The organism is Asanoa ishikariensis (assembly GCF_900107455.1).
Lineage (GTDB): Bacteria > Actinomycetota > Actinomycetes > Mycobacteriales > Micromonosporaceae > Asanoa > Asanoa ishikariensis.
Window position 1 is genome coordinate 2,120,949 of sequence record NZ_FNQB01000001.1, and the last position, 23,935, is coordinate 2,144,883.

At 70.8% G+C, this 23,935-nt stretch carries 23 protein-coding genes; 13 read left to right on the plus strand and 10 right to left on the minus strand.

Annotated features, from left to right (window positions below):
* Nucleotides 1-5: 5 nt before the first annotated feature.
* Nucleotides 6-605 (plus strand): Rv0361 family membrane protein, encoded by a 600-nt coding sequence (locus BLV39_RS10070; RefSeq protein ID WP_143049713.1) that lies wholly within the window; start codon nt 6-8, stop codon nt 603-605.
* A gap of 65 nt (nt 606-670) precedes the next feature.
* Nucleotides 671-2,041: a glycine--tRNA ligase gene (locus tag BLV39_RS10075; RefSeq protein WP_090789575.1), complete on the plus strand. Its 1,371-nt coding sequence runs from the start codon at nt 671-673 to the stop codon at nt 2,039-2,041.
* Here the strand turns inward: BLV39_RS10075 and BLV39_RS10080 are convergent.
* From BLV39_RS10080 to BLV39_RS10090, 3 genes are all read right to left on the minus strand, one after another.
* Nucleotides 2,038-3,039 carry a type IV toxin-antitoxin system AbiEi family antitoxin domain-containing protein gene (locus BLV39_RS10080; protein WP_143049714.1) on the minus strand — a complete coding sequence of 334 codons (1,002 nt, stop codon included), beginning with the start codon at nt 3,037-3,039 and terminating at the stop codon, nt 2,038-2,040. The two genes, BLV39_RS10075 and BLV39_RS10080, sit on opposite strands and share 4 nt — an antisense overlap.
* Nucleotides 3,040-3,145: 106 nt before the next feature.
* Nucleotides 3,146-3,670: an XdhC family protein gene (locus BLV39_RS10085; RefSeq protein ID WP_239083973.1), complete on the minus strand. Its 525-nt coding sequence runs from the start codon at nt 3,668-3,670 to the stop codon at nt 3,146-3,148.
* A 2-nt stretch (nt 3,671-3,672) separates the two neighbouring features.
* Nucleotides 3,673-4,704: a DNA glycosylase AlkZ-like family protein gene (locus BLV39_RS10090; protein WP_239083972.1), complete on the minus strand. Its 1,032-nt coding sequence runs from the start codon at nt 4,702-4,704 to the stop codon at nt 3,673-3,675.
* Here BLV39_RS10090 and dusB point away from each other — a divergent pair.
* The 4 genes from dusB (at nt 4,703) to ppdK (ending at nt 11,031) form a co-directional block, all read left to right on the plus strand.
* Nucleotides 4,703-5,869, plus strand: a complete 1,167-nt coding sequence (gene dusB, locus BLV39_RS10095) for a tRNA dihydrouridine synthase DusB (protein ID WP_373315415.1) — start codon at nt 4,703-4,705, stop codon at nt 5,867-5,869. The genes BLV39_RS10090 and dusB overlap by 2 nt on opposite strands.
* A 146-nt stretch (nt 5,870-6,015) precedes the next feature.
* Nucleotides 6,016-7,716, plus strand: coding sequence for a lysine--tRNA ligase (gene lysS, locus BLV39_RS10100; protein ID WP_090789578.1), 1,701 nt, complete (start codon nt 6,016-6,018; stop codon nt 7,714-7,716).
* A gap of 53 nt (nt 7,717-7,769) precedes the next feature.
* Nucleotides 7,770-8,156 carry a VOC family protein gene (locus tag BLV39_RS10105; protein ID WP_090789580.1) on the plus strand — a complete coding sequence of 129 codons (387 nt, stop codon included), beginning with the start codon at nt 7,770-7,772 and terminating at the stop codon, nt 8,154-8,156.
* 187 nt (nt 8,157-8,343) lie between these two features.
* On the plus strand, nt 8,344-11,031 hold the full coding sequence (ppdK, locus tag BLV39_RS10110) for a pyruvate, phosphate dikinase (RefSeq protein WP_090789582.1): 2,688 nt from the start codon (nt 8,344-8,346) through the stop codon (nt 11,029-11,031).
* A gap of 39 nt (nt 11,032-11,070) precedes the next feature.
* Here the strand turns inward: ppdK and BLV39_RS10115 are convergent, their stop codons facing one another.
* The 4 genes from BLV39_RS10115 to BLV39_RS10130 form a co-directional block, all read right to left on the minus strand.
* Nucleotides 11,071-11,442, minus strand: a complete 372-nt coding sequence (locus tag BLV39_RS10115; RefSeq protein ID WP_090789584.1) for a hypothetical protein — start codon at nt 11,440-11,442, stop codon at nt 11,071-11,073.
* Between the two features lie 74 nt (nt 11,443-11,516).
* On the minus strand, nt 11,517-12,005 hold the full coding sequence (locus tag BLV39_RS10120) for a roadblock/LC7 domain-containing protein (RefSeq protein ID WP_143049715.1): 489 nt from the start codon (nt 12,003-12,005) through the stop codon (nt 11,517-11,519).
* Between the two features lie 61 nt (nt 12,006-12,066).
* Complete coding sequence (locus BLV39_RS10125; protein WP_090789589.1) at nt 12,067-13,317, minus strand: hypothetical protein; 1,251 nt, start codon at nt 13,315-13,317, stop codon at nt 12,067-12,069.
* A 103-nt stretch (nt 13,318-13,420) separates the two neighbouring features.
* Nucleotides 13,421-13,801: a hypothetical protein gene (locus tag BLV39_RS10130; protein WP_089249152.1), complete on the minus strand. Its 381-nt coding sequence runs from the start codon at nt 13,799-13,801 to the stop codon at nt 13,421-13,423.
* A 331-nt stretch (nt 13,802-14,132) separates the two neighbouring features.
* Between BLV39_RS10130 and BLV39_RS10135 the strand changes: the two genes are divergently transcribed.
* Nucleotides 14,133-14,486, plus strand: coding sequence for a VOC family protein (locus BLV39_RS10135; protein WP_090789591.1), 354 nt, complete (start codon nt 14,133-14,135; stop codon nt 14,484-14,486).
* A gap of 9 nt (nt 14,487-14,495) precedes the next feature.
* Complete coding sequence (locus BLV39_RS10140; protein WP_090789593.1) at nt 14,496-15,710, plus strand: deoxyguanosinetriphosphate triphosphohydrolase; 1,215 nt, start codon at nt 14,496-14,498, stop codon at nt 15,708-15,710.
* Between the two features lie 12 nt (nt 15,711-15,722).
* Here BLV39_RS10140 and BLV39_RS42935 read toward each other — a convergent pair whose 3' ends face one another.
* Together BLV39_RS42935 and BLV39_RS10145 are read right to left on the minus strand one after the other, a co-directional pair.
* Nucleotides 15,723-15,866, minus strand: coding sequence for a hypothetical protein (locus BLV39_RS42935; RefSeq protein ID WP_176984832.1), 144 nt, complete (start codon nt 15,864-15,866; stop codon nt 15,723-15,725).
* A 129-nt stretch (nt 15,867-15,995) separates the two neighbouring features.
* The gene (locus BLV39_RS10145) at nt 15,996-17,051 is read right to left on the minus strand and encodes a class I SAM-dependent methyltransferase (protein WP_090789595.1); all 1,056 of its coding nucleotides are present in this window, start codon (nt 17,049-17,051) and stop codon (nt 15,996-15,998) included.
* A 77-nt stretch (nt 17,052-17,128) separates the two neighbouring features.
* On the opposite strand from BLV39_RS10145, the gene BLV39_RS10150 reads away from it, so the two are divergent.
* The 5 genes from BLV39_RS10150 to BLV39_RS10170 all read left to right on the plus strand — a co-directional run bounded on the left by BLV39_RS10150 (nt 17,129) and on the right by BLV39_RS10170 (nt 23,361).
* Nucleotides 17,129-18,385 carry an NAD(P)/FAD-dependent oxidoreductase gene (locus BLV39_RS10150; RefSeq protein ID WP_090789597.1) on the plus strand — a complete coding sequence of 419 codons (1,257 nt, stop codon included), beginning with the start codon at nt 17,129-17,131 and terminating at the stop codon, nt 18,383-18,385.
* An 81-nt stretch (nt 18,386-18,466) separates the two neighbouring features.
* Nucleotides 18,467-18,991: a (2Fe-2S)-binding protein gene (locus BLV39_RS10155; RefSeq protein WP_090789599.1), complete on the plus strand. Its 525-nt coding sequence runs from the start codon at nt 18,467-18,469 to the stop codon at nt 18,989-18,991.
* Between the two features lie 5 nt (nt 18,992-18,996).
* Complete coding sequence (locus tag BLV39_RS10160) at nt 18,997-19,983, plus strand: FAD binding domain-containing protein (RefSeq protein ID WP_090791342.1); 987 nt, start codon at nt 18,997-18,999, stop codon at nt 19,981-19,983.
* Complete coding sequence (locus BLV39_RS10165) at nt 19,980-22,229, plus strand: xanthine dehydrogenase family protein molybdopterin-binding subunit (RefSeq protein WP_090789601.1); 2,250 nt, start codon at nt 19,980-19,982, stop codon at nt 22,227-22,229. Before BLV39_RS10160 ends, BLV39_RS10165 begins: the two co-directional genes overlap by 4 nt.
* Nucleotides 22,213-23,361: a hypothetical protein gene (locus BLV39_RS10170; protein ID WP_090789603.1), complete on the plus strand. Its 1,149-nt coding sequence runs from the start codon at nt 22,213-22,215 to the stop codon at nt 23,359-23,361. The genes BLV39_RS10165 and BLV39_RS10170 overlap by 17 nt, the downstream gene beginning before the upstream one ends.
* Here the strand turns inward: BLV39_RS10170 and BLV39_RS10175 are convergent.
* Nucleotides 23,353-23,703, minus strand: a complete 351-nt coding sequence (locus tag BLV39_RS10175) for an MmcQ/YjbR family DNA-binding protein (RefSeq protein WP_090789605.1) — start codon at nt 23,701-23,703, stop codon at nt 23,353-23,355. The genes BLV39_RS10170 and BLV39_RS10175 overlap by 9 nt on opposite strands.
* Between the last annotated feature and the right edge of the window lie 232 nt (nt 23,704-23,935).

The following is a 23,935-nucleotide window of genomic DNA, read 5'->3' on the forward strand; positions in this document are numbered from 1 at the left end:
CTGACATGAACCCGACGCCCGGCCCGCCGGAGATCCCACCCGGCCCGCCGTCGGGCTTCCTCACCGCGCCGACCTCGCCCGCGCCCGCGCCGGCCCCGCATCCGGTCGGGCCGCCCGTGCCGCCTGTGCCGCCGCAAGGTCCGGGAGTCGTACCCCCGTTCGCCGCACCGCCCACCGAGGGCCGCACCAAGCGGCTCTGGCTGGGGCTCGGCGTGGCCGGGGTGTTCGCACTGCTCTGCTGCGGCGGCGGCATCGCCTCGGTCGCCGGGCTGACCGTCTTCGGTGTCCGGGCGATCGAGGAGCAGGCCCGCGTGGTGGTCACCGACTACGTCGAGGCACTCCAGCATGCGGAATATGCGGACGCGTACGCCCTGCTCTGCGACTCCCGGCAACGGGCGCAGTCGCCGACCGACTTCGCCGCCACCGAGTCGCTGGCCCCACGGATCGACCGGTTCCAGGTGGGTTCCATCTCGACCGGCAGCACCAACGGCATCATCGTGCCGGTCGACGTCACCTACGCGACCGGGTCGTCGTCGACGCTGAGCTTCACCATGGCGCAGGACCGCGGGACGGGCGGGTTAGAGGTCTGCGGCGTCACCGACTAATCTCGGTGCGTTGTCTGTCCCTTTTTGAAAGCCTCAGCCGACCGCCAGCCGGCGTAGGAGGAACCATGCCAGCCGATCGCATTGACGCCATCGTCAGCCTTGCCAAGCGCCGGGGCTTCGTCTTCCCCTCGAGCGAGATCTACGGAGGCACCCGGTCGGCGTGGGACTACGGTCCGCTCGGCGTGGAGCTCAAGGAGAACGTCCGCCGGCAGTGGTGGAAGACCATGGTGCAGGAGCGCGACGACATCGTCGGCCTCGACTCCGCGGTGGTCCTGGCACGTGAGGTGTGGACCGCGTCCGGCCACATCGGTGAGTTCGTCGACCCGCTGACCGAGTGCCAGTCGTGTCACAAGCGGTTCCGGGCGGACCACCTCGAAGAGGCCTTCGAGGCCAAGCACGAGCGCCCGCCGACGGGCCTCTCGGAGATCAACTGCCCGAACTGCGGCGTCAAGGGCGCGTTCACCGAGCCTCGCATGTTCAACGGGTTGATGAAGACCTACCTCGGCCCGGTGGAGAACGAAGAGGGCATGCACTACCTGCGGCCCGAGACCGCCCAGGGCATCTTCGTCAACTACAACAACGTCGCGACCGCGGCCCGCAAGAAGCCGCCGTTCGGTGTCGCCCAGGTCGGCAAGTCGTTCCGCAACGAGATCACGCCCGGCAACTTCATCTTCCGTACGCGCGAGTTCGAGCAGATGGAGATGGAGTTCTTCGTCGAGCTCGGGTCGGACGAGAAGTGGCACGAGTACTGGCTGCAGGAGCGCTGGAACTGGTACCGCGACCTGGGCCTGGCCGAGGCCAACATGCGCTTCTACGAGCACCCGAAAGAGAAGCTCTCGCACTACTCGAAGCGCACGGTTGACATCGAATACCGCTTCCGCTTCGGCGGCACGGAGTTCGCGGAGCTCGAGGGCATCGCCAACCGCACCGACTTCGACCTGACCACCCACTCCAAGCACTCGGGCGTCGACCTGTCCTACTTCGACCCCGACAAGAAGGAGCGCTGGGTCCCCTACGTGATCGAGCCGGCCGCCGGCCTCACCCGCGCGGTGCTGGCGTTCCTGCTCGAGGCGTACGACGAGGACGAGGCCCCGAACACGAAGGGCGGCGTCGACAAGCGCACGGTGCTGCGCTTCGACAAGCGCCTGGCTCCGGTCAAGGTCGCGGTGCTGCCGCTGTCGCGCAACCCGGAGCTGTCGCCGAAGGCCAAGGACCTGGCGGCCCGGCTGCGCAAGCGCTGGGTGGTCGAGTTCGACGACTCCCAGGCGATCGGCCGCCGCTACCGGCGCCAGGACGAGATCGGCACGCCCTACTGCGTGACGGTCGACTTCGACACGCTCACCGACGACGCGGTCACGGTCCGGGACCGAGACACAATGACCCAGGAACGAGTCTCCCTGGAAGCGATCGAGCGCTACCTGCTGGACCGCCTCTAGCGAAGCAAGGGACCCTTCTTAACGCTTTCCGCATAGGAAGGGTCCCTTGTTAACACGTCGCAGGTGACAGAGCCGAGGCGTGCGTCGTGCGTCTGCTCGATGAGGCGGCGTACGCGTCGGGGGTTCGTGCGAATCTCGGCCGGGGTGAAGTGGAGCACCAGCACGCCCACGCGGCCCAGTTCGTTGTGCCGGTCCATCGTGCGGCGCCACCCGTCGGCCGAGTAATGGAACTCCTGCGAGTCGACCTCGATCGCGAGGGCTGAATCGGCTATCCAGGCATCCGGCGTCGGGAGTCGTGTGCCGTCCTTTTCGTGAAGCGGCGGATTCCAGCGCAGCAGCGGCGCGAGGGCGCTGCCGGCCAGGCACTCGCGCAACTCTGCTTCCGGCGCCGACCGAACGCCCGCCAGGATCTCGTCGACAACCCGCCTGATCAATGCTGTACGACTGCGCTTCGCCCGACGGATCTCGTCGACCAACGCCGGAGGATCGGTGAAGCCGCGTTGCACCGCCTCGGCCGTGATCGCCCTGATCGGGCGTAGCTCGCGGAGTTCGCGTCCGGCGTCCACCACTGCGCGGGCGGGTGAGCAGACGCGATAAAGGCCGGCGTCGCGGGCGTTGGGGTCCAACTCCATGGCACGAGCCACGATCACGTGGCCGGCCGATCTGCGGCGAGCCTCATGAGGCACCAGGAGCTGGACTCGGTCGGAGATGGGCGCGTATCGAAATCCGTGCCAGGCCAACGCGGCGAGGCTGGTGATCTGCGCGTTCTCGCCGGCGTACAGGGCAGCAGCGATTCGCCGTTGCTCGTCGCTGAGATGTCCGGTGGTCAACACATAGACGCCGGGGAGGACGCGCTGCCAGCGCGCCGACCTGGTGCGGCGGTAGATCGCCATGTCGTCGTATCCGGCAACGAGCAGCTGGGCTCGGGTCACGATCTGCTGCTGTCGTTCGGCCAGGTCGGAGATGTCGACGCGAGTCGTTCGCGAGGTCGCGGTCATTTCCGCAGCTTGCCGTCGGTCAGTCACGCGTCGCTGACCCCTGTGGATAAGTGCGCGTTAGTAAGGGGCCCTTCCTATGCGGAAAGCGTTAACAAGGGACCCTTGCTTAGAACTCGAAGCCGCCCGGGCGGGTGTTGCGGTCCGCGATCAGGCCCGCCAGGGTGGCGATCGCGATCTCCGCCGGGGTGCGGGAGCCGATGTTGAGGCCGATCGGGCGGTGGACGCGGGCGATCTCGTCGTCGGCGACCCCGAGGTCGCGCAGGGCCTTGACGTGCGGGCCCTCGTGGTGGGGGTTGCCCATCAGGCCGATCCAGCGGGTCTTCGCGGTCAACGCGTCGCGGATCAGCGTGCCCAGCTCGCCCCGGTGGTGATCGCAGACCACGACGTCGGTGTTGCCGTCGAGGCCAGCGGCATCCAACGTGGACACGGCACCGTCGGCGTTCGTCGGTCCCAGCTTCGTCGGGTCGGGCTCGACCAGCACGGTGCGGTAGCCGAGGTCCAGCGCGTAGCGCAGCAACTGCGCGGACATCGGTGAGGCGAAGATGGCGACCAGCGTCTTGGGCTCGTCGCGCGGTGCCGGCGCGTCGCCGTGGGCGACGGCACAGGAGGCGTCATGCACGTGGTCGGTCACGCCTATGACTCTGCCACGACCACCTCCTCGCCGGCGGCCTCCGCGAGCGCGCGCAGGTCCAGGGCGGGCGCGAAAGGCGTAACCGTGATCGTGCCTTTGCGCCGCCGCCAGGTGCCGGCCACGGCGCCGTCGGCGAGCACGACGCCCGGGTTGGCGGTGGGTCGCCAGACCTGCTTGCGGCGGGCCGGGTCGGGCACCAGCAACTGGCGGTCGCCTAGTTCGAGCACCGGGTCGTACGGCGGTAGGAGCCGGACGCCCCGGGCGGGCGGTGCGGCGCGGGCGGCGTCGAGCTCGTCCGGGTGCAGGAAGAGGCGGCGCCCGTCGACCTCGACCGGCACCACCTCGGCCAGCGCCCACCAGCGTCGAGCGGCGGCGGGGGAGAGGGCCAGCCACGTGGCCAGGCCGTCGCGGTCCGTCGGGCCGGCGTAGCGGAGGAACCGCCGGACCAGCTCGCGGCGGGCCGTCTCCGGGTCTCCGCGTGGCAGCGGTGGGCCGGCGACGAAGTCGGCGGAGCCGTCGCCGTTGGGCACGAGGCGCAGGCCGGCGGGCAGCGAGGCGAGCCGGAACAGCGCGTCGTCGACGTGGTGGGCCGCGCAGCCCGCGCACCACGGCCGCAGGCGCTCGTCGACGGTTTCCTGGAGTGCGGTGGACAGCTCGCCCTTGCCGCACCGGGCACCGGACGCCAGCGCCGCCGCCATCGCGCCGGCGACCTCGTCGAGCGCGCCGCCGATGGGCCGGTCCAGCGCCGCGAAGAACGGCCCGAAGTGCTGTTTCCGCAGGTCAGAGGGATCGTCAGGGCGCAGGGCGGCGGCCAGTGCCGGCAGGTCGGCCGCCCGGTGCAGGTGCATCGTGCCCCGGGCACCGTGCACCAGAGCGGAATCGGACAGGTCGCCGTCGCCCCGGGCGGCCAGGGCGAGCCGGGCAGTCGAGCCCGGCGGCGTGTCCTGGATGCCCGTGTCGAGGACGTCGATCCCACCGAGATGCGTCGCCACGCGGTGGGCGCGGACCTCGGCGTCGGTCAGGCGGAGGGCCATATGGGCAGGATGCCGCACGGGTACGACAACGTACGCTCGATGCGTGACGCCGCTGCTCATCGGACCCCACAGGGTCGACCCGCCGGTGGTCCTGGCACCCATGGCCGGGATCACCAACGTGGCGTTCCGCCAACTCTGCCGCGAGCAGGGTGGCGGCCTCTACGTCTGCGAAATGATCACCACGCGGGCCCTGGTCGAGCGTAACCCCAAGACCTTCAAGATGATCGCCTTCGCCGGTGACGAGCGCCCCCGCAGCCTCCAGCTCTACGGCGTCGACCCGGACGTGACCGCGGCCGCCGTGCGGATGGTCGTCCAGGAGAACCTCGCCGACCACGTGGACCTCAACTTCGGCTGCCCGGTACCCAAGGTCACCCGCAAGGGTGGCGGCGCCGCCCTGCCCTGGCGCCGGCGCCTCTTCGCCCGCCTGGTCCGCGCAGCCGTCGACGCCGCCGAGGGCGCCGTCCCGGTCACGATCAAGATGCGCAAGGGCATCGACGACGATCACCTGACGTACGTGGAAGCCGGCCTGGCCGCCCAGGACGCCGGCGTGGCGGCGGTGGCCCTGCACGCCCGCACGGCCGCGCAGCGCTACTCGGGCACCGCGGACTGGGAAGCGATCGCCACCCTCAAGCAGGCGCTCGACGTGCCGGTACTCGGCAACGGCGACATCTGGGAGGCCGAGGACGCCCTGCGGATGGTCGCCGAGACCGGCGCCGACGGCGTGGTCGTCGGCCGGGGCTGCCTGGGCCGCCCGTGGCTGTTCGCCGACCTGGAGGCCGCGTTCGCCGGCCGCCCGGCTCGCAAACTGCCGAGCCTGGGCGAGGTGGCCGGCGTCCTGCGCCGGCACGCGGAGCTGCTCACGGACACGTTCGGCAGCGAGCGCGACGCCTGCGTCGACATCCGCAAGCACGTCGCCTGGTATCTCAAGGGCTTCCCGGTGGGCGCCGAACTGCGCCGCAGCCTGGCCATGGTCTCGTCACTGACCGAGCTCGACGACCTGCTGGGCAAGCTCGACGCCGACGAGCCGTTCCCGCTGGACACCCTGGGCCAACCGCGCGGCCGCACCAACGCCCCGGGCAAGGTCCACCTCCCGGACGGCTGGCTCGCCTCCCGCGACACGGACGTCGTCCCCGAGGGAGCGGAAGTCGAGAACTCCGGCGGCTAGGTCGACACGCGACACGGACGCGGGCCAGCCCCGGGGCGCCTTGGCGAATACTCGAAAGCTGACGCCTGGGGCAGTGCGGTAACTTCGTTCGGGCAGCCGCCGGATAGGCACGAGCGGCCGGCAAACAGCGTTGAGGGGTTACGAGAGTGGCGCAGGCAATCGAAGCGGACTGGGTGGCGCGGTTTGCCGATGAGGTGATCGCCGAGGCCGACCGCAGGGCGCCTGGTAAGCCCATCGTCTGCGCGAGTGGCCTTAGCCCCTCCGGGCCTGTGCACCTCGGCAACCAGCGCGAGCTGATGACCCCCCACCTCGTCGCCGACGAGATTCGGCGGCGTGGGCGCGAAGTGAAGCACATCCTGTCCTGGGACGACTTCGACCGGTTCGGCAAGGTGCCCGGCGACGTCGACCCGTCCTGGGCCGAGCACATCGGCAAGCCGCTGACCGCCGTCCCGGCGCCCGCGGGCAGTGCGTACCCCAACTGGGCCGAGCACTTCAAGGCGCCTCTGATCGCGGCCATGGCTGAGCTCGGCATCGAGGTCACGGCGATCAGCCAGACCGCCATGTACACCTCCGGTGCGTACCGTGCGCAGATCCTGCACGCGATGAGTCGGCGGGCGAAGATCGACGAGGTGTTGGGGCGCTACCGGACCAAGAAGAAGTCCGGCAAGGCGCTCACCGACCCCGACGAGGTGGCGGCCGCCGAGGGGTCCGGGGCGGCCAGTGAGGACGACGGCGGCACCGCGTCCGGTTACTACCCCTACAAGCCCTACTGCCAGGACTGCGGCAAGGACACCACGACCGTCACCGCGTACGACGATGCGACCACCGCGTTGACCTACACCTGCGCGTGCGGCCACTCAGAGACCGTTCTGCTGAGTGAGTTCAACAACGGCAAGCTGGTCTGGAAGGTCGACTGGCCGATGCGCTGGGCGTACGAGGGCGTGGTCTTCGAACCCAGCGGGGTCGACCACAGCTCGCCCGGCTCCAGCTTCGTGGTCGGCAGCCAGCTCGTGCGTGACATCTTCGACGCCGAGCCGCCGATCGGTCCCATGTACGCCTTCGTCGGCATCAAGGGCATGGCCAAGATGAGCAGCTCCCGGGGCGGGGTGCCGACCGCGGCCGACGCTCTGCAGATCATGGAGCCGCCGTTGCTGCGCTGGCTGTACGCGCGCCGCCGGCCGAACCAGTCCTTCGACATCGCGTTCGACCAGGAGATCCAGCGGCTGTACGACGAGTGGGACGGGCTGACCGCCCGCGTCGAGAACGGCACGGCCTCCAGCGGCGACCTGGCCGCCTACGGGCGAAGCGCCGCCACCGCCGCCGGGCCGCTCCCGTTGACACCGAGAGCAGTGCCCTACCGCACGCTCGCGTCCATCGTCGACATCACCACCGGCAACGACGACCAGACGCTGCGGATCCTGCGCGACCTGGACCCGGCCGACCCGGTGAAGGACCTCGACGAGACCCGGCCCCGGCTCGACTGCGCCAGCAACTGGGTGCGCACCCAGCTCACCCCGGACGAGCGCACCCGGGTCCGCGAGGAGGCCGACGACGTCCTGCTCCAGGGCCTCGACGACGACCAGCGCACCGCGCTCCGGATGCTCCGCGACGGGCTCGCCGACAACTGGTCGCTCGCCGGGCTGACCACGCTCGTCTACGGCGTACCCAAGCAGCTCCTCGGCCTGCCCGCGGACGTCAAGCCGACCCCGGAGCTCAAGGTCGCGCAGCGGTCGTTCTTCGCACTGCTCTACCGCCTGTTGATCGGCAAGGAGACCGGCCCGCGGCTGCCCACGCTGCTCCTGGCCACCGGGGCCGACCGGGTCCGCGAACTGCTCGGCGGGTCGTAGGCTCGAAGGCGGGGAGGGAGACCGCGCCGCCCGACCGCACGGGAGGTCGCGCGATGAAGAGCGGCAGCGTCACCCATTTCGAGATTCCGGCCGACAACGTCGAGCGGGCCGAGCGCTTCTACGCGGAGTCGTTCGGATGGAACATCCAGGACATGCCTGAGATGTCGTACGCCATGCTGAGCACCACGCCGAGCGGGAAAGACGGCCGGCCGAAGGACCCTGGTGCGATCAACGGCGGGATGATGAAGCGCAGCGGCATGTTCACGGCTCCAGTCGTCACGATCGACGTCGACGACATCGACGAGGCGCTCGCCACGGTCGAACAGCACGGTGGCACGACCAAGATGGGGCGCCAGGCCGTCGGTGACATGGGGTTCACGGGCTACTTCTCGGACACCGAGGGCAACCTCATCGGGTTGTGGCAATCTGCGAATAGTTAGCAGACGAGACGGCCATACCGTGCGCGGTATTGCACGGAAGAACGCTCCCAAACTCGCCTGTGTGCGTAGCGTTGTGCCAATAGTCACCGAGGGCTCCCAACCGGCCTGAAACCTCGCTTAACCTGCGCCCACGGTGGGAATGGTTAACGCAGTGGTCGTTCAGTGTTGAGCGCCTGGGAGGGCTCCGGTGACAAAGTTCGTCTATGGCTTCTCGGAAGGGAACAAGGATCTTCGCGATCTGCTCGGCGGCAAGGGCGCGAACCTGGCGGAGATGACCAACATCGGGCTGCCGGTGCCACCCGGCTTCACGATCACCACAGAAGCCTGCCGGGCGTACCTCGACTCCGGCCACCAGCCGGAGGGGCTCGCCGAGGAGATCGCGACCCATCTCGACGCGCTGGAGGCGTCGATGGGTCGCAAGCTGGGGGAGCCCGGCGACCCGCTGCTGGTCTCGGTGCGCTCCGGCGCCGCCTTCTCGATGCCCGGCATGATGGAGACGGTGCTCAACGTCGGGCTGAACGACGCGTCGGTGGACGGGCTTTCCCGGCAGGCCGGCGGCAACGACCGGTTCGCCTGGGACTCGTACCGCCGGCTGATCCAGATGTTCGGCAAGACCGTCTGTGACGTGCCGGGCGACGAGTTCGAGCACGCGATCGACGCGGCCAAGCGGGCCAAGGGCAGCGAAGACGACCTCGACCTGGACGCCGGCGACCTGCGTGGGCTGGTCGACGAGTACAAGGCGATCTTCGCCAAGCACACCGGCCGCGAGTTCCCGCAGGACCCGAAGGAGCAACTCGACCTGGCCATCCGCGCGGTGTTCGAGTCGTGGAACGCGGACCGTGCGGTGCTCTACCGCCGTCAGGAGCGGATCCCGACCGACCTGGGCACGGCGGTCAACGTGGTGGCGATGGTGTTCGGCAACCTCGGCTCAGACTCCGGCACCGGCGTCGCGTTCACCCGCGACCCGGCCTCCGGCGCGCAGGGCGTCTACGGCGACTACCTGGCCAACGCGCAGGGCGAGGACGTGGTCGCCGGCATCCGCAACACGGTGCCGTTGCAGGACCTGGAGCGGCTCGACAAGGCGTCGTACGACGACCTGATTCGGATCATGGCCACGCTGGAGGAGCACTACAAGGACCTCTGCGACATCGAGTTCACCATCGAGCGCGGCAAGCTCTGGATGCTCCAGACCCGGGTCGGCAAGCGCACCGCGGCGGCCGCGTTCATCATCGCCGGCCAGCTCGTCGACGAGGGCGTGATCGACCTCGACGAGGCGCTGCACCGGGTCAACGGCGCGCAGCTCGGCCAGCTCATGTTCCCCCGCTTCGACCTGTCCGGGAGGCCCAGCCAGCTCACCAAGGGTGTCGGCGCCTCACCGGGCGCGGCGGTCGGCCGGGTGGTGTTCGACGCGCTCACGGCCAAGGAGAAGGCGGCCGCCGGCGACGACGTGATCCTGGTCCGCCGGGAGACCAACCCCGACGACCTGCCGGGCATGATCGCCGCGCAGGGCATCCTGACCTCCCGGGGCGGCAAGACCAGCCACGCCGCGGTGGTCGCCCGGGGGATGGGCAAGACCTGTGTCTGCGGCGCCGACGAGATCGAGGTCGACGTCAAGGGCAAGCGGTTCACCGTCGCCGGGAAGACGATCGCGGAAGGCGACGTGATCTCCGTCGACGGCACCACCGGCAAGATCTACCTCGGTGAGGTGCCGGTGCAGCCGTCCGAGGTGGTCCGCTACTTCGAGGGCACGCTCGACCCCGCGCAGGCCGGCGACGCGCTGGTCAAGGCCGTGCACCGGGTCATGTCGCATGCCGACTCGCGGCGCCGGCTCGCGGTGCGGGCCAACAGCGACACCGGCGTCGACTCGGCGCGCGCCCGGCGCTTCGGCGCCCAGGGCATCGGGCTGTGCCGCACCGAGCACATGTTCCTCGGCGACCGGCGGGAGTTGGTCGAGCGGCTGATCCTGGCGGCCACGCCGGACGAGCGTGAGGCCGCGCTGGCCGAGCTGCTTCCGTTGCAGCGGGCCGACTTCGCGGAGATCTTCCGGGAGATGGACGGGCTGCCGGTGACCATCCGGCTGATCGACCCGCCGCTGCACGAGTTCCTGCCGTCGCTGGAGGAGCTCGCCGTGCACGTGGCGGTCGCGCACGAGCGCGGCCAGGACGTCGGCCGCGACGAGAAGCTGCTCGCCGCGGTCCGCCGGATGCATGAGCAGAACCCGATGCTGGGCCTGCGCGGCGTCCGGCTCGGCCTCGTCATCCCCGGCCTGTTCGCGATGCAGGTGCGGGCCATCGTCGAGGCCGCCGTGCTGCGGGCCGGCGAGGGCGGCACACCCAAACCCGAGATCATGGTGCCGCTCGTCGGTGCCGTGCAGGAGTTGGAGACGGTACGCACGGAGGCCGAGCGGATCATCGCCGAGGTGGTCGCGGACAGCGGCGTCGAGGTGCTGATCGGCACGATGATCGAGGTGCCGCGGGCAGCGTTGACCGCCGGCCAGATCGCCGAGGCCGCACAGTTCTTCTCCTTCGGCACCAACGACCTCACCCAGATGTCGTGGGGCTTCAGCCGCGACGACGTCGAGGGCGCGTTCTTCTGGCGCTATCTGGAACTGGGCATCTTCGGGATCTCGCCGTTCGAGTCGATCGACCGCGACGGCGTCGGCCGGCTGGTGCGGATCGCGGTCGACGAGGGCCGCCGCGCCCGCCCGGACCTCAAGCTGGGCGTGTGCGGTGAGCACGGCGGTGACCCGGACTCCGTGCACTTCTTCCACGACGTCGGGCTGGACTACGTGTCCTGCTCGCCGTTCCGGGTGCCGATCGCCCGGCTCGAGGCAGGCCGCGCCGCCTGCGAGTCGCGCGGCTCCGACAGCAGGTAGGAAAGAGGGGGTCCCGGACCGGGACCCCCTCCCGTGTTCCTAGAGCTCCATCTCCGATTCGATCTTGCGGAGCTGGTGGCGGGCCATCGCGAGGTTCGCCCGGTTGCGCTGGAGCGCGATGTAGAGGAACAGGCCCTTGCCGGCCCGGCCGGTGAGCAGCCGGATCAGGTGGTACTGCGAGTCGAGGGTGATCAGGATGTCCTCGATCCCCTCCTTGAGCCCGAGCATCTCGAGCGTGCGCAGCTTCGCCCGCACCACGTCGGTGTTGCCGGCCGCGGCGACCGTCAGGTCGAGGTCCTTGCCTCCGCCGACCACGCCCAGCGACATGCCGCTGGTGTAGTCGACGAGCGCGACACCGATCGCGCCTTCGATCGTCATGCATTCCTTGAGTGCGGTGTCCATGTCAGTCATGAGCCTGTGTCCTCCGTTGTGTTCGGGCCTGCGGCCCGGACCGTCGAAGCCGAACGACGGGACGGGCCGGTGTTTCAGGACCGGGCAGCGCTGGGTCGGCCCGATCCGGTGGGGCGGGTGTTGCGGCGGGGCAGCGGATCACGCGCCGGCGGCGCCGGCGGCGGGTTGCCACCGGGGGCGCGCCCCGGGGGTTGGGCGGCTAGCTCCTCGACGAGTACGCCGAGTCGGTGCGCCACCGTGCGGGAGGTGTGGTGCACCAGGGCCAGGTTGGCCTGGGGCATGGCGACGACCGTCAGCAGTGCGGCACCCGCCGCGTAGCTGACCAGGCATCCACCGTCGGCCTGGATGACCGTCTCGCGGTGGAGGCCGAGACCCACGGTCTCGGCGAACCGCCGGCCGAGGCCGACGGTGGCCGCCGCCATCGCGGCGACGGTGTCGGGTTCGACCCGGTCGACATCGCTCGAGATGAGCAGGCCGTCCGGGCCGGCCAGAACCGACCCGATCACGTCCGGGACCTCGCGCAGCGCGCGGAGCGCGGCGGCGATGGCGCGATCGGTGTCCACTGGCGGTTTCTCTCCTTTGGTTGGGATGACTGCATCCGGCCGCTGACCGGCGGTCCGCGGCTCATCGCAGTGCCTTCAACGCGGTGCGGATGCGCTTGAGCAGCGCCTCGTCGGCCGGGACGGGCGCTGCGACATCGAGCGGCTCCTCGGTCATCTCCGGGAGTCGCTCACCCGGTGCGCGCCGGGGCAGAGCGGGCAGCGAGCCGGGCGGGGCCGGCGCCGGCACTGCCGCACGGATAGGTAGGGCGGCGTCGTCGAACGCCTCGGAGCGTTCCGGCGCGACCGGGGTGCGCCGCCGAGGCATGCCCGCGTCGCCCAACGCGGCGGCCGGGTTGCCCAACGACGCCGCGGGGTTGCCCAACGACGCGGCTGGGTTGCCCAACGACGCTGCGGGATTGCCCAACGAGGCTCCGGGATTGCCCAACGACGCGGAGGGACTTCGTAACGCCGCGGCGGGGTTGCCCAGTGCCACGGCCGGTTTGTTCAGGGCGGCCGCCGGGTCGACCCGGGCCAGGCCGGTCGCGACGTCGGACCGCTCCATCTGCTCGGTCCACGGGATCAAGGGGGCCGGCCGCTGCGCGATCGGTGCGTTCCGGACAACCAGCGGAATGGCGCCGGCCGGCAGGGCGATCAGGCCGGCCGCGGCTAGTCGGCGCACCTCGGTCAGCACCGCGTAGCCGGCCCGGCCGAGCTCTTTGGCCAGGCCGATCGGGTTGAGCGTGCCGTCGGCGCGGCCCACGATCTCCCACTGGAGGGCCGACAGCACGACCCGCGGCACCGGCGGCCGGCGGACCGGCACGATGACGGCGTGGTCGACGCCCGGCTCGTGGTAGATCTCGTCGAGCAGCTTGCGCCGCCGGGCCACCTCGCGGGCCAGCACGGCCGGGTCGACCGAGGTGACCGAGCCCATCCCGTGCGTCTCGCCGTCGATGAAGCGGAGCAGCGCGCTGGCCGAGCCGAGCGCGAAGTAGGCGGCGTCGTAGATCGCGCCGAGCACGCACAGCTCTAGCTCGCCGTGCGTGAGGTGGCCCTGCTGGACGAGCCAGGCGGGCGGTCGCACGTCCGCCTTGCCGACGGCGCCGCCGGTGGCCAGCGCCGCCAGCCAGGTCTGCGGCGCCAGCCGGTCGGACGCGGTGAGCAGGTCGCCGATGCTGGGGGAGCTGCCCGACTCGGCGAACACGACGGAACCGTTGACCAGGTAGATGCAGTCCTCGGTGCCGATGTGCAGCGCACCCGTCGCGCCGGCCGAGGTCAACTGGGTCAGGGCCCGCCGCGGCGAGCCCGTGCGGGGGATCCGTACGGACTTCGCCAACGCTCCTCCTGACGACTCGATTGCTCCAGGCGTTCCGGATCTAGGAGACATGTCCCGGGCGACGGTGGCCGCGCGAGGGTGGTTGGTCACGGGTGCCGGTGCCTCAGGCCGCGACGAGGTCGTCGGCGAGGATGCGGATCCGCCGCTGGGCGACGGCCAGGTTGCCTTCATGGCGGTCGAGCCACACGTAGAGCAGCAACCGACTGTCGAAGTCGGTGCGGATCATGCGTAGGAGGTGATAGCCGCCGTGCGTGGTGATGACCACGTCTTCGACCAGGTCGTTGGGGCGCGTCGACGCGAACGGGGCGCGATTGATCGCCGCGTGGATGACGTCGGACGAGCCGGCGGCGGACGCGTCGGGGTCGCCGGTGGGCGCGTTGCCCGCCCACGCGAGCGCGAAACCGGTCGTGTAATCGACCACGCTCGCCCCGATGGCGCCAGGGATGGTCATCGCCTGCCGGAGGCAGTCGTCTATGCCGGACACACGTGCTCCTCCACCCGGGCGGAGCCTTTCGCGTCCACTCCGGCCAGAGGGCGCGCGAGAATCCCGGGTAAACGGGTCGGGGCCGGCGTGGCCGGCCATGACGATGTGCTTCCGCGACGCTACTCCCGGGCGAAGATCGTCCGCAGCAGTCTCACCCTTGGCGATTGGCTAGCAACTCTCGACTGATCGGAGGTTGCAAAAGGGACGCAGATGGGCATGTGCCCCGCGCGGTGCTCAGGACGACCGAACGGGCGCACCGGCGATCGTGGGCGTAACCTGGCGGACACCTTCTCGTTTCCGTCCGTCCGTGCGTCCGCATCGGAGGTAGCTCATGGGCAATCGCTGGGAGAACCTGGTTGTCGACGCGCGCGACCCGGCCCGGCTAGCCCGGTGGTGGGCCGAAGCGCTCAACTACCAGATCACCTACGAGAAGCCCGACGAGGTGGAGATCCGGCGGTTGCCCGACGAGTTGCCCGGCCTGGTGTTCGTGCCCGTGCCGGAGACCAAAGAGGTCAAGAACCGGCTGCACATCGACCTGCGGCCCGACGACCAGGAGGCCGAGGTCGAGCGCCTGGTCGACATGGGCGCCCGGCACGTCGACGTAGGACAGGCACCGAGCGCGCGCTGGATCGTGCTGGCCGATCCTGAGGGCAACGAGTTCTGTGTGCTCTCACCCAGGCAGTAGTTTGACCATGTGAGCACCACTGGCGACGCGGAGCGCTGGGCGCCCGAGCCGCCCAAGGACACCGGTGCGGGGCGCGGCCCGTACGAGCGGGATCGCGCCCGGGTGTTGCACTCGGCCGCGTTCCGGCGGCTCGCGGCCAAGACCCAGGTGCACCTGGCGGGCACGGACGACTTCCTGCGCACCCGGCTCACCCACTCGCTGGAGGTCGCCCAGATCGGTCGCGAGATGGGCGCCCGGCTCGGCTGCGACCCCGACGTGGTCGACGTGGCCGGGCTGGCGCACGACCTCGGTCATCCGCCGTTCGGCCACAACGGGGAGGCCGCGCTCAACGAGCTCGCGAAGGAGTGCGGCGGCTTCGAGGGCAACGCGCAGACGCTGCGGGTGCTGACCCGCCTGGAGGCCAAGGTGCTCGGCGCCGGCCTCAACCTGACCAGGGCGGCGCTGGACGCGACCTGCAAATATCCCTGGCCCCGGAAATCCGAGACGCGCAAGTTCGGCGTGTACGCCGACGACCTGCCGGTCTTCGACTGGCTGCGCGCGGCGGCGCCCGAGCCGGAGCGGCGCTGCCTGGAGGCCCAGGTGATGGACTGGGCCGACGACGTCGCCTATTCGGTGCACGACGTGGAGGACGCCATCCACGGCGGTTATGTGCGGGTGCGCCTGCTGATCGACGACGCGGACGAGCGGGCGGCGGTCTGCCGGGCCGCGGCCGAGGCCTACTCGGCGGAGCCGGTCGACGCCCTCGCCCCGGTGCTCGACGAGCTGCTCGCCGACCCGGCGCTGGTCGCCGTCGCCGACCACGACGGGAGCCAGCGGGCCCAGGCCGCGCTCAAGGGCCTGACCAGCGCGGTGACCGGCCGGTTCGTCGCGGCCGCGGTGGAGAGCACGCGCGTCGCGCACGGCGCCGGCCCGCTGCGCCGTTATGCCGCCGACCTGGTCGTGCCGGCCCGGATCCGCGCGCAGTGCGCGCTGCTCAAGGGCATCGCGCTGCGCTACGTGATGCGCCGGCCGGGCGCGCACGGCCGCTACGAGCAGCAGCGCGCGGTGCTGACCGAGCTCGTGGAGGTGCTGGCCGACCGTGCGCCGGACGGGCTCGACCCGGCGTTCGCGGCCGAGTGGAAGGCGGCCCACGACGACCAGGCCCGGCTGCGGGTGGTCGTCGACCAGGTCGCCTCGCTGACCGACCCGGCCGCGGTGGACTGGCACTATCGGCTGACCCGCTGACCGTCAACCCGGTCACCGGGTGGTCCGGGCGGACCGGAGACGGTCGCCCCGACGCCGGTTGACCTGGTTGAACAGCCGCTTGCGATCGGCGTCGGCGATCAGCTCGCGCTGGTGGTCGTGCGCCAGGGTGAGCATCAGTTCGGGGTGCTGGTACATCGCATGACTCCCAATGTCGAGGTGATGTGTCCATCCTGTTCGGACGGGCACTCCACGACATCGGCAGCGACTCCCTAACTTCCCGCGCGGACCCTCCTTACGCCGCCCCGAGTCGCCGTCTAGGCATACCTAGTGCCGCAGCGAGTAGAAGCGGAAGAAGCCGAAGTCGGAGATCGGCAGCACGTCGACGTCGCTGAAGCCGGCCGCCTGGGCGTACCCGCGCAAGGTCTCCGGACGCATCACGGTGCCGGTGCCGACCGACTCCGGGTCCGTCAGGCTGTCCGGCAGGCAGACCAGCGTGCTGAAGCCGTACATCAGCCGCTCGACGTCGTCGCCCGGCGCGTGGAACGTCTCGCCCACCGCCTCGTCCATCACCACCACCGGTGCGCCGGGCCGGACCGCGCCGCGGATCGCCGTCAGCACCTCGACCGGCCGGGGCAGGTCGTGCATGCACTCGAAGGCGAACGCCGCGTCGTAGTCCCCGGAGCCGGGCAGCCCGCTCGCGTCGACGTGGTGGAACGTCACTCGATCGCGCAGCTTCACCTCCCGCGCGTTGGCGGTGGCCAGCGCCACCGACGGTTGGTCCACGTCGAAACCGTCGACCCGGGCCTGCGGGTACGCACGGGCGAGCGCGATGGACGACCAGCCTCCCCCGCAGCCGATGTCGGCGATCCGGGCACCCGGGCGGCGCAGCACGTCGTCGAGCTCCGGCACGCCGGCCAGCGCGGCCGGCAGCGCGTGCTCGAACCAGGGTCGGTTGGCGTCGGCCTGCGCCTCGCGCATCTCGGTGCCGTACGTCGCCCAACCCACCCCGCCGCCGTCGCGGTAGGCACCGACCAGCGCCGGGAGCTGGATCGCGGCCGCGGCGAAGGTGCGGGCCAGCGGTGCGAGGTAGTTCAGGCTCCGGGTGTCGGTGAGCACCTCGGCGGCTCCGGGCGGCAGCGCGAACCGGCCGTCCCCGGTGGTGGTCAGGATGCCGACCGAGGCCTGCTGCTCCAGCCACTCCCGCGCGTACCGCTGGATGCCCCCGGCCCGCTCGACCAGCGCCGCCGCGTCCGCCGGGCCGCCGTCGGCCAGCGCCCGGTACCAGCCGAGCCGGTCGCCGAGGTAGACCGACAGCAGCTCCGCCGTGCCGAGCGCGGAGCGGAACAGGCGGTCGGCGAACTCTTCCGTGGTCTGTGTCATCCGTCGGACGCTAGCCATCCCGAGGACACCACACCGCGTAAAACACGACAGAACGTGGTTTCTGGTTGACTGTCCGAATGAGCGAGCGGGTGTTCGTGATCGTGGGTGCGTCCCTGGCCGGCTCACGCGCCGCCGAGACGTTGCGCGCCGAGGGCTTCGACGGGCGGATCGTGCTGATCGGCCTGGAGCAGCAGCTTCCTTACGAGCGGCCGCCGCTGTCGAAGGGCTACCTGCTCGGCAAGGAAGAGCGCGGCAAGGCATTCCAGCACGACGAGAAGTGGTACGCCGACCAGCGGATCGACCTGCGCATGGGCACCCGGGTCACCGCGGTCGACCCCGCCGCGCGCCGGGTGACCCTCGACGACGGTGAGCAGGTGGCCTACGACAAGCTGCTGCTGGCCACCGGCTCGTCCCCGCGCACGCTCGACCTGCCGGGCGGCGAGGGGCCGCGGATCCACCACCTGCGCACGATCGAGGAGTCCGAGGCCCTCGGCGCGACGCTGCGCGCCGGCGGGCCGCTGGTGGTGATCGGTGCCGGCTGGATCGGGCTCGAGATCGCCGCCGCCGCGCGCCACTACGGCTGTGACGTCACCGTCGTGGAGACCGACCGCGGGCCGCTGCGCCAGGTGCTCGGCGACGAGGTCAGTGACATCTTCCGCGACCTGCACCGGGCGCACGGTGTCGACTTCCACTTCGAGACCCAGGTGCGCGAGCTGGGCGGCATCGGCGACCGGATCACCCACGCGGTGCTCGACGACAACGTCGAGGTGCCCGCGTCCGCGGCCCTGATCGCGGTCGGCATCACCCCCAACGTCGAGCTCGCCCGGGCCGCCGGGCTGCGGGTCGACGACGGCGTGGTGACCGACGCGGCGCTGCGCACCAGCGATCCCGACATCTACGCGTGCGGCGACGTCATGTCGGCCTACCACCCGCTGCTGCACCAGCACCTCCGCGTCGAGCACTGGGCCAACGCGCTCAACAGCGGGCCGGCCGCGGCCCGGTCGATGCTCGGCCAGGACGTCTCGTACGACCGCGTTCCCTACTTCTTCACAGATCAATACGACCTGGGCATGGAGCTGGCCGGGTGGTTCCCGCGCGGCGGCTACGACCGGGTGGTGTTCCGCGGCGACCCGTCCATCGTGGACGGCAAGGCACCCGAGTTCATGGCCTTCTGGACCCGGCACGGGCACGTCCTCGCTGGGATGAACGTCAACGTATGGGACGTACAGGACGATATTCAGAAACTCGTGCGAGGCGGCTACACCGGCAAGGATGTCGACCTCGACCGGCTCGCCGACCCCAGCGTGCCCCTCGACACGCTTCTGGCCGGATAGCACGCCGGATTCCCTGATCGCCCGCAGGTCGCGCACGCGGTTGGCAATGCTGAAGCTCTGGCGAGAGCCGAGGAGCGAGCGATGGCAATCAACCAATCGACCGCGCCCGCGGTCACGGGTGTGCGGGGGCCGGAGCGCGAACCGGTCACCCTCGACGTCAACGGTTCGACCTTCCCGATCGAGCTGGAACCGCGCGTAAGCCTGCTCGACGCCCTGCGCGAGCATCTCGACCTCACGGGCACCAAGAAGGGCTGCGACCAGGGCACCTGCGGCGCGTGCACGGTGTGGGTCGACGGCCGCCGCGTGCTGTCCTGCCTGACCCTGGCGATGTCCTGCGAAGGGCACCAGGTCTCCACGATCGAGGGCATCGCCCAGGACGGCGAGCTGCACCCGATGCAGCAGGCGTTCGTCGACCACGACGCCTTCCAGTGCGGCTACTGCACGCCGGGGCAGATCATGTCGGCGATCGCGCTGCTCCGGGAGGGCAACGCCACCACCGACGCGGACATCGCCGAGCACATGAGCGGCAACATCTGCCGGTGCCAGGCGTACCCGAACATCCACGCGGCGATCCGCGAGGTGCGTGACGCTGACGACGGGGGTTGATGACGATGCGACCGATCACGTTCTTCCGGGCCGGCTCGATCGACGACGCGGTCGCCGCGGTCAGCGCCAACCCGGACAGCGCGTTCCTGGCCGGCGGCACGACCGAGATCGACCTGCTGCGGCTGGGCGTGATCCAGCCGACGCTGCTGGTCGACGTCAACGAGCTCCCGCTGACCTATCTCGAGGACACCGAGAGCGGCGGCGTACGGATCGGCGCGATGGCCCGGATGAGCGACGTGGCCCGGGCGCCGCGCATCGTCGAGCGCTATCCCGGCATGTCGCAGGCGCTGCTGCTGGGCGCCTCGGAACAGTTGCGCAACATGGCGTCGATGGGCGGCAACATGTGCCAGCGCACCCGCTGTGCCTACTTCCGCGACGGCCGGTCGCCGTGCAACAAGCGCGAGCCCGGCAGCGGCTGCTCGGCGCTGAACGGGGTCAACCGCGGCCACGCCATTCTGGGCACCTCGGACCAGTGCATCGCGACCCACCCGTCCGACGTGGCGGTGGCGTTGGTGGCGCTGGACGCGACGGTCCGCACGATGGGACCGGACGGCATCCGGACGATCCCGATCGAGCAGTTCTTCCTGCGCCCGGAGGACACACCGAGCGTCGAGCACCCGCTGGAGCACGGCGAGCTCATCGTCGCGATCGACGTGCCGGATCTGCCGGTCGCCCGCGCGTCGCGCTACGTCAAGCACCGCGACCGGGCCTCGTACGAGTTCGCGCTGGTCTCGGTCTTCTCCGCGATGCGGGTCGACGACAAGGGCAACGTCGCCGAACTGCGGCTGGCCCTCGGCGGCGTCGGCACGGTTCCCTGGCGGGCGCACCGGGCCGAGGAGGCACTGATCGGCCGGCCGGCGACGCCGGAGAACTTCGCGGCCGCCGCCGACGCGGAACTGGCCGACGCCGACACCCGGCCGATGAACGCGTTCAAGGTGACGTTCGCCAAGCGCGCGATCGTCCGCGAGCTGAGCCAGGTGGTGACCTCATGAGTCCGGTACTCGGCAAGCCTGTCAATCGCGTCGACGGCCCCGACAAGGTCACCGGGACCGGCCGCTACTGCGGCGAGATCGTGTTGCCCGGCCTCGCGTACGGGCTGATCGTCGGCGCCGACGTGGCCAAGGGGCGGGTGGTGTCGATCGACGAGTCGGCCGCCCGCGCGGCCGGCGGCGTCTACGGCATCCTGACCCACCGGAACACGCCCAAGGTGGCCAACGCACCGCACCTGATCCCCTCGCTGGCGGGCCAGCCGGCGCCGGGGGAGAGCTTCTTCCCGATGCAGGACGACGTCGTGCACTACTGGGGACAGCCGGTCGCGCTGGTGGTCGCGGACTCGTTGGAAAGCGCGGCGCACGCGGCCGCGCTGCTCGACATCACGTACGAGGAGAGCCCCGCGGTCGCCACGATCGAGGACGGGCGGAAGTCGGCGTACGAGGCGGAGACGCTCTTCGGCGGGCTGATGCCGGCCCGCGACGAGCGCGGTGACGTGACGGCGGCCCTGGCCGCGGCGGAGGTGACGGTCGACGCCTCCTACCGGTACGCGGCGAACCACCACAACCCGCTGGAGACCTCGGTGACCACGGCGCAGTGGGACGGCGACCGGCTCACGCTCTGGGACTCCACGATGGGCGTACGGGCCAGCCAGCTCACCGTCGCGTCGCTGCTCGGCATCCCGCTGTCCGACGTCCGGGTGATCACCCACTTCGTGGGCGGCGGGTTCGGCTCCAAGGCGATGGTCTGGCCGCACGTCACGCTGGCCGCGATGGCCGCCCGGCACGTCGGGCGCCCGGTGCGGCTCACGCTGACCCGGCCGCAGAGCTTCACCTCCAACGGGCACCGCGAGGAGCAGGAGCAACGGATCACGCTGGGCGCGGGCCGCGACGGCCGGCTGACCGCGATCCGCCACCAGAAGCTGTCGATCACCTCGTCGTTCGACGACTGGGCCGAACCGGCGACCGGCGTCTCGACGCAGATCTACGGCTGCGACAACTACCTGGGCTCGCACAGCCTGATCAAGGGCAACACGATGACGCCGACGTTCACCCGGGCGCCGGGCGAGTCGCTCGGGTCGTTCTCGTTGGAGACGGCGATGGACCGGCTCGCGTACGAGCTCGGGATGGACCCGGTCGAGCTGCGGATCATGAACCACCCGCCGGTCGACAACCACGGCAACCCGTGGTCCAGCGACGGCATGGCCGACTGCCTGCGCCGCGGCGCCGAGTTGATCGGCTGGGCCGATCGGGACCCGACGCCGGGCGTACGCCAGGAGGGCGACAACCTGATCGGCACCGGTGTGGCCGGCGCCGGCTATCCGGTCGCGTTCATGATGCCGGTGCAGCACGCCCGCGCCCGGATCTTCAACGACGGCAGCGTCGTCATCCAGACCAGCGCGCAGGAGTTCGGCATCGGCGTGACCACGTCGATGTCCCAGGTCGGTGCCGACGGGCTCGGCGTCGACATGGACGTGCTGCGGTTCGAGGCCGGCGACACCGATCTGCCGAACACCACCTCGGCGGTGGGCTCCATGGGCGCGACGATGCAGTCGTCCGCGGTGCACAACGCGGCCAGGACGCTGCGCAACGAGCTCATCGCGCACGCCGTCGCCGACGACAAGTCACCGTTGCACGGGCTGTCACCGAGCTCGGTGCGGGTCGCGGACGGGCGCATGACGTCCACTCTGGACCCGTCGATCAGCGAGTCGTACGCGGACATGTTGCAGCGCAACCGGCTCCTCGACCTGGAGGCACTGGGTAGCTGGACCCCGCCGCCGTTCACCACGCCGCACGGCCTGCTCACCTTCGGCGCGCAGTTCGCCGAGGTGGCCGTCGACAAGGACCTCGGCCTGGTCCGGGTGCGCCGGATGGCCGGCGTGTTCGCGCCGGGCCGGGTGCTCAACCCCAAGCTGGCCCGCAGCCAACTGCTCGGCGGGATGCTCTGGGGCCTCGGCCAGGCCCTGCTGGAGGGCAACCAGATCGACCGCCAATCCGGGCGGTGGGCGCTGAACAACCTGGGCGAATATCTCGTGCCGGTGCACGCCGACATCCCGGACATCCAGGTCGAGTTCGTGGAGGTCGAGGACGACGTGGTGGGCCCGCTCGGCGTCAAGGGCGTCGGCGAGGTCGGCCAGGTCGGCGCCGCCGCGGCGATCGCCAACGCGGTCTTCCACGCCACCGGGCGCCGGATGAGCGAACTGCCGATGACGGCCGAGGTTGTGATGAACGGTGGCGGCGCCGGGTGAGGTGAGCGCGGCCGCCGCCCTACCCGAACGGCCGGTCATCAGCACTCCGACTAGTGAGCTGAAACCGGCCGTCCGCGCCGCACAACAGCGGAGCGTCGCCCGCCAACCGTGGCTCGGCCTGGCCGGGTTGCTGTTCGTGGTGCCGATCGCGGTGGCGTTGGCGTTCGCGCTCGACGGCCCGGTCCGCTCGGTCGTGGTGATCGGCCCGCTGGTCACGTTCTCGCTCGTCCCGGTCGCGGTCGTGGCCTTCTGGTGGAACGACTGGCCGGGCACCGCGCTCGCACCCCGCTGGCTGTCCGGGTGGCTCAACACCCTGTTCATCGTCGCGTTCGGTGTCGGGCTGACCTTCCTCGGCCAGCTCATAGCCGGCGGGGTCGACCCACGCGGCGTCTTCGACCCGAACCCGGGACCCGGCCAGCTGCCGACCTTCCCGGCCACGCTGCCCATCGCCGGCACCGCGTTCACCGCGATGCTCCAGTTCACCCTGGTCAACGAGGGCTGGCCGCTGCGCAAGCTGCCCCGGGTGCCGGCCGGGCTGCTGGCCGCCGCCGTAGCCTGGGGCGCCGCGCTGCTCGTCTACTACTTCGTCGTCGACGTGCACCCACCGCCGTCGACCGGCCTGCACAGCCAGACCGGGCCGATGTCCGGCGCCGCGCTCGGCGCCCTGACGGTGACCATCGGCGCGTGGCAGACGTGGCTCTACGTGACGTGGCGGGGCTGGCCGTTCAACCTGATCAAGCGCCGCTGGCTGCGGCTGCTGGTGGCCAACGGGACGGTGATCCTGGGCGGCTGGGCCACGTACACCCTGATTCACCTGGCGGTGAGCCCGGGGAAGATCATCGCCGGGGCGGCGGCCTTCATCGCGGCCGGCCTGGTGGTCTCGATGCTGTTCGAGAACGCGGTGCGCCCGCACATCACCGCGGTGATGGACAAGTGGCTGTCGGTGCTGACGGTGTCCGCGCTGGCGACGGCGCTGTACGTGGTGCTGACGGCCTATGCCCGAACCGTCGACTTCGGCCGCCTGGAACCGAGCGAGTTCGTGGTGCACGGCAGCCTCAACGCGGTCGCCTTCTCGGTGATTACGCACGTCGCCGTCGGCCGCCGATGGCCCTTCGCCCGCGACCTACCCTGAGGGCCGCTCCCGCTTGGGGAGCTTGGCCACGACGGCGTCGTACGAGGCGTCGATCGCCTCCAGGATCTCGTCGTCAGGGATGCCGGTGCCGACCTGGAGCGTGTTCCACCCCGACCGTCCGATGTAGGCCATCACGGCGGCCGAGTCGGGGTAGCGGGCCAACCACTCGTCGGCCATCTCCCGGTTCGCGCCGCACTTGAGCCCGACGGTGGGCGGCGGTCCGGCGCCGAGGAACGCGAAAATCTTGCCACCCACCTTGGCGACCTGGTCGCCCTCCCACGGCTCGTCCGGCCACGCACCCGGCTTGGCCAGGCAGTAGGCCACCAAATCATCCCGGGTCATGCGGTCACCATAACCGTCGCGGACCTCGATGTTCGCTCGACGGAGCGTGTCCGCGCGGACACCGATCGCGGCGAGCGCGCTCCCATAGGAAACGTATTCGTAACGAGGTCTTGACCCCCTAGCTGATCACGGCGCAAACTCCCGGAAACGTTTACAGCTACCGGGTGGAGGTGCAGGACGTGGGTCGTAAACGTTTACAGGAGTCCGCGGACGTTCGGCCGACGGTGCACAC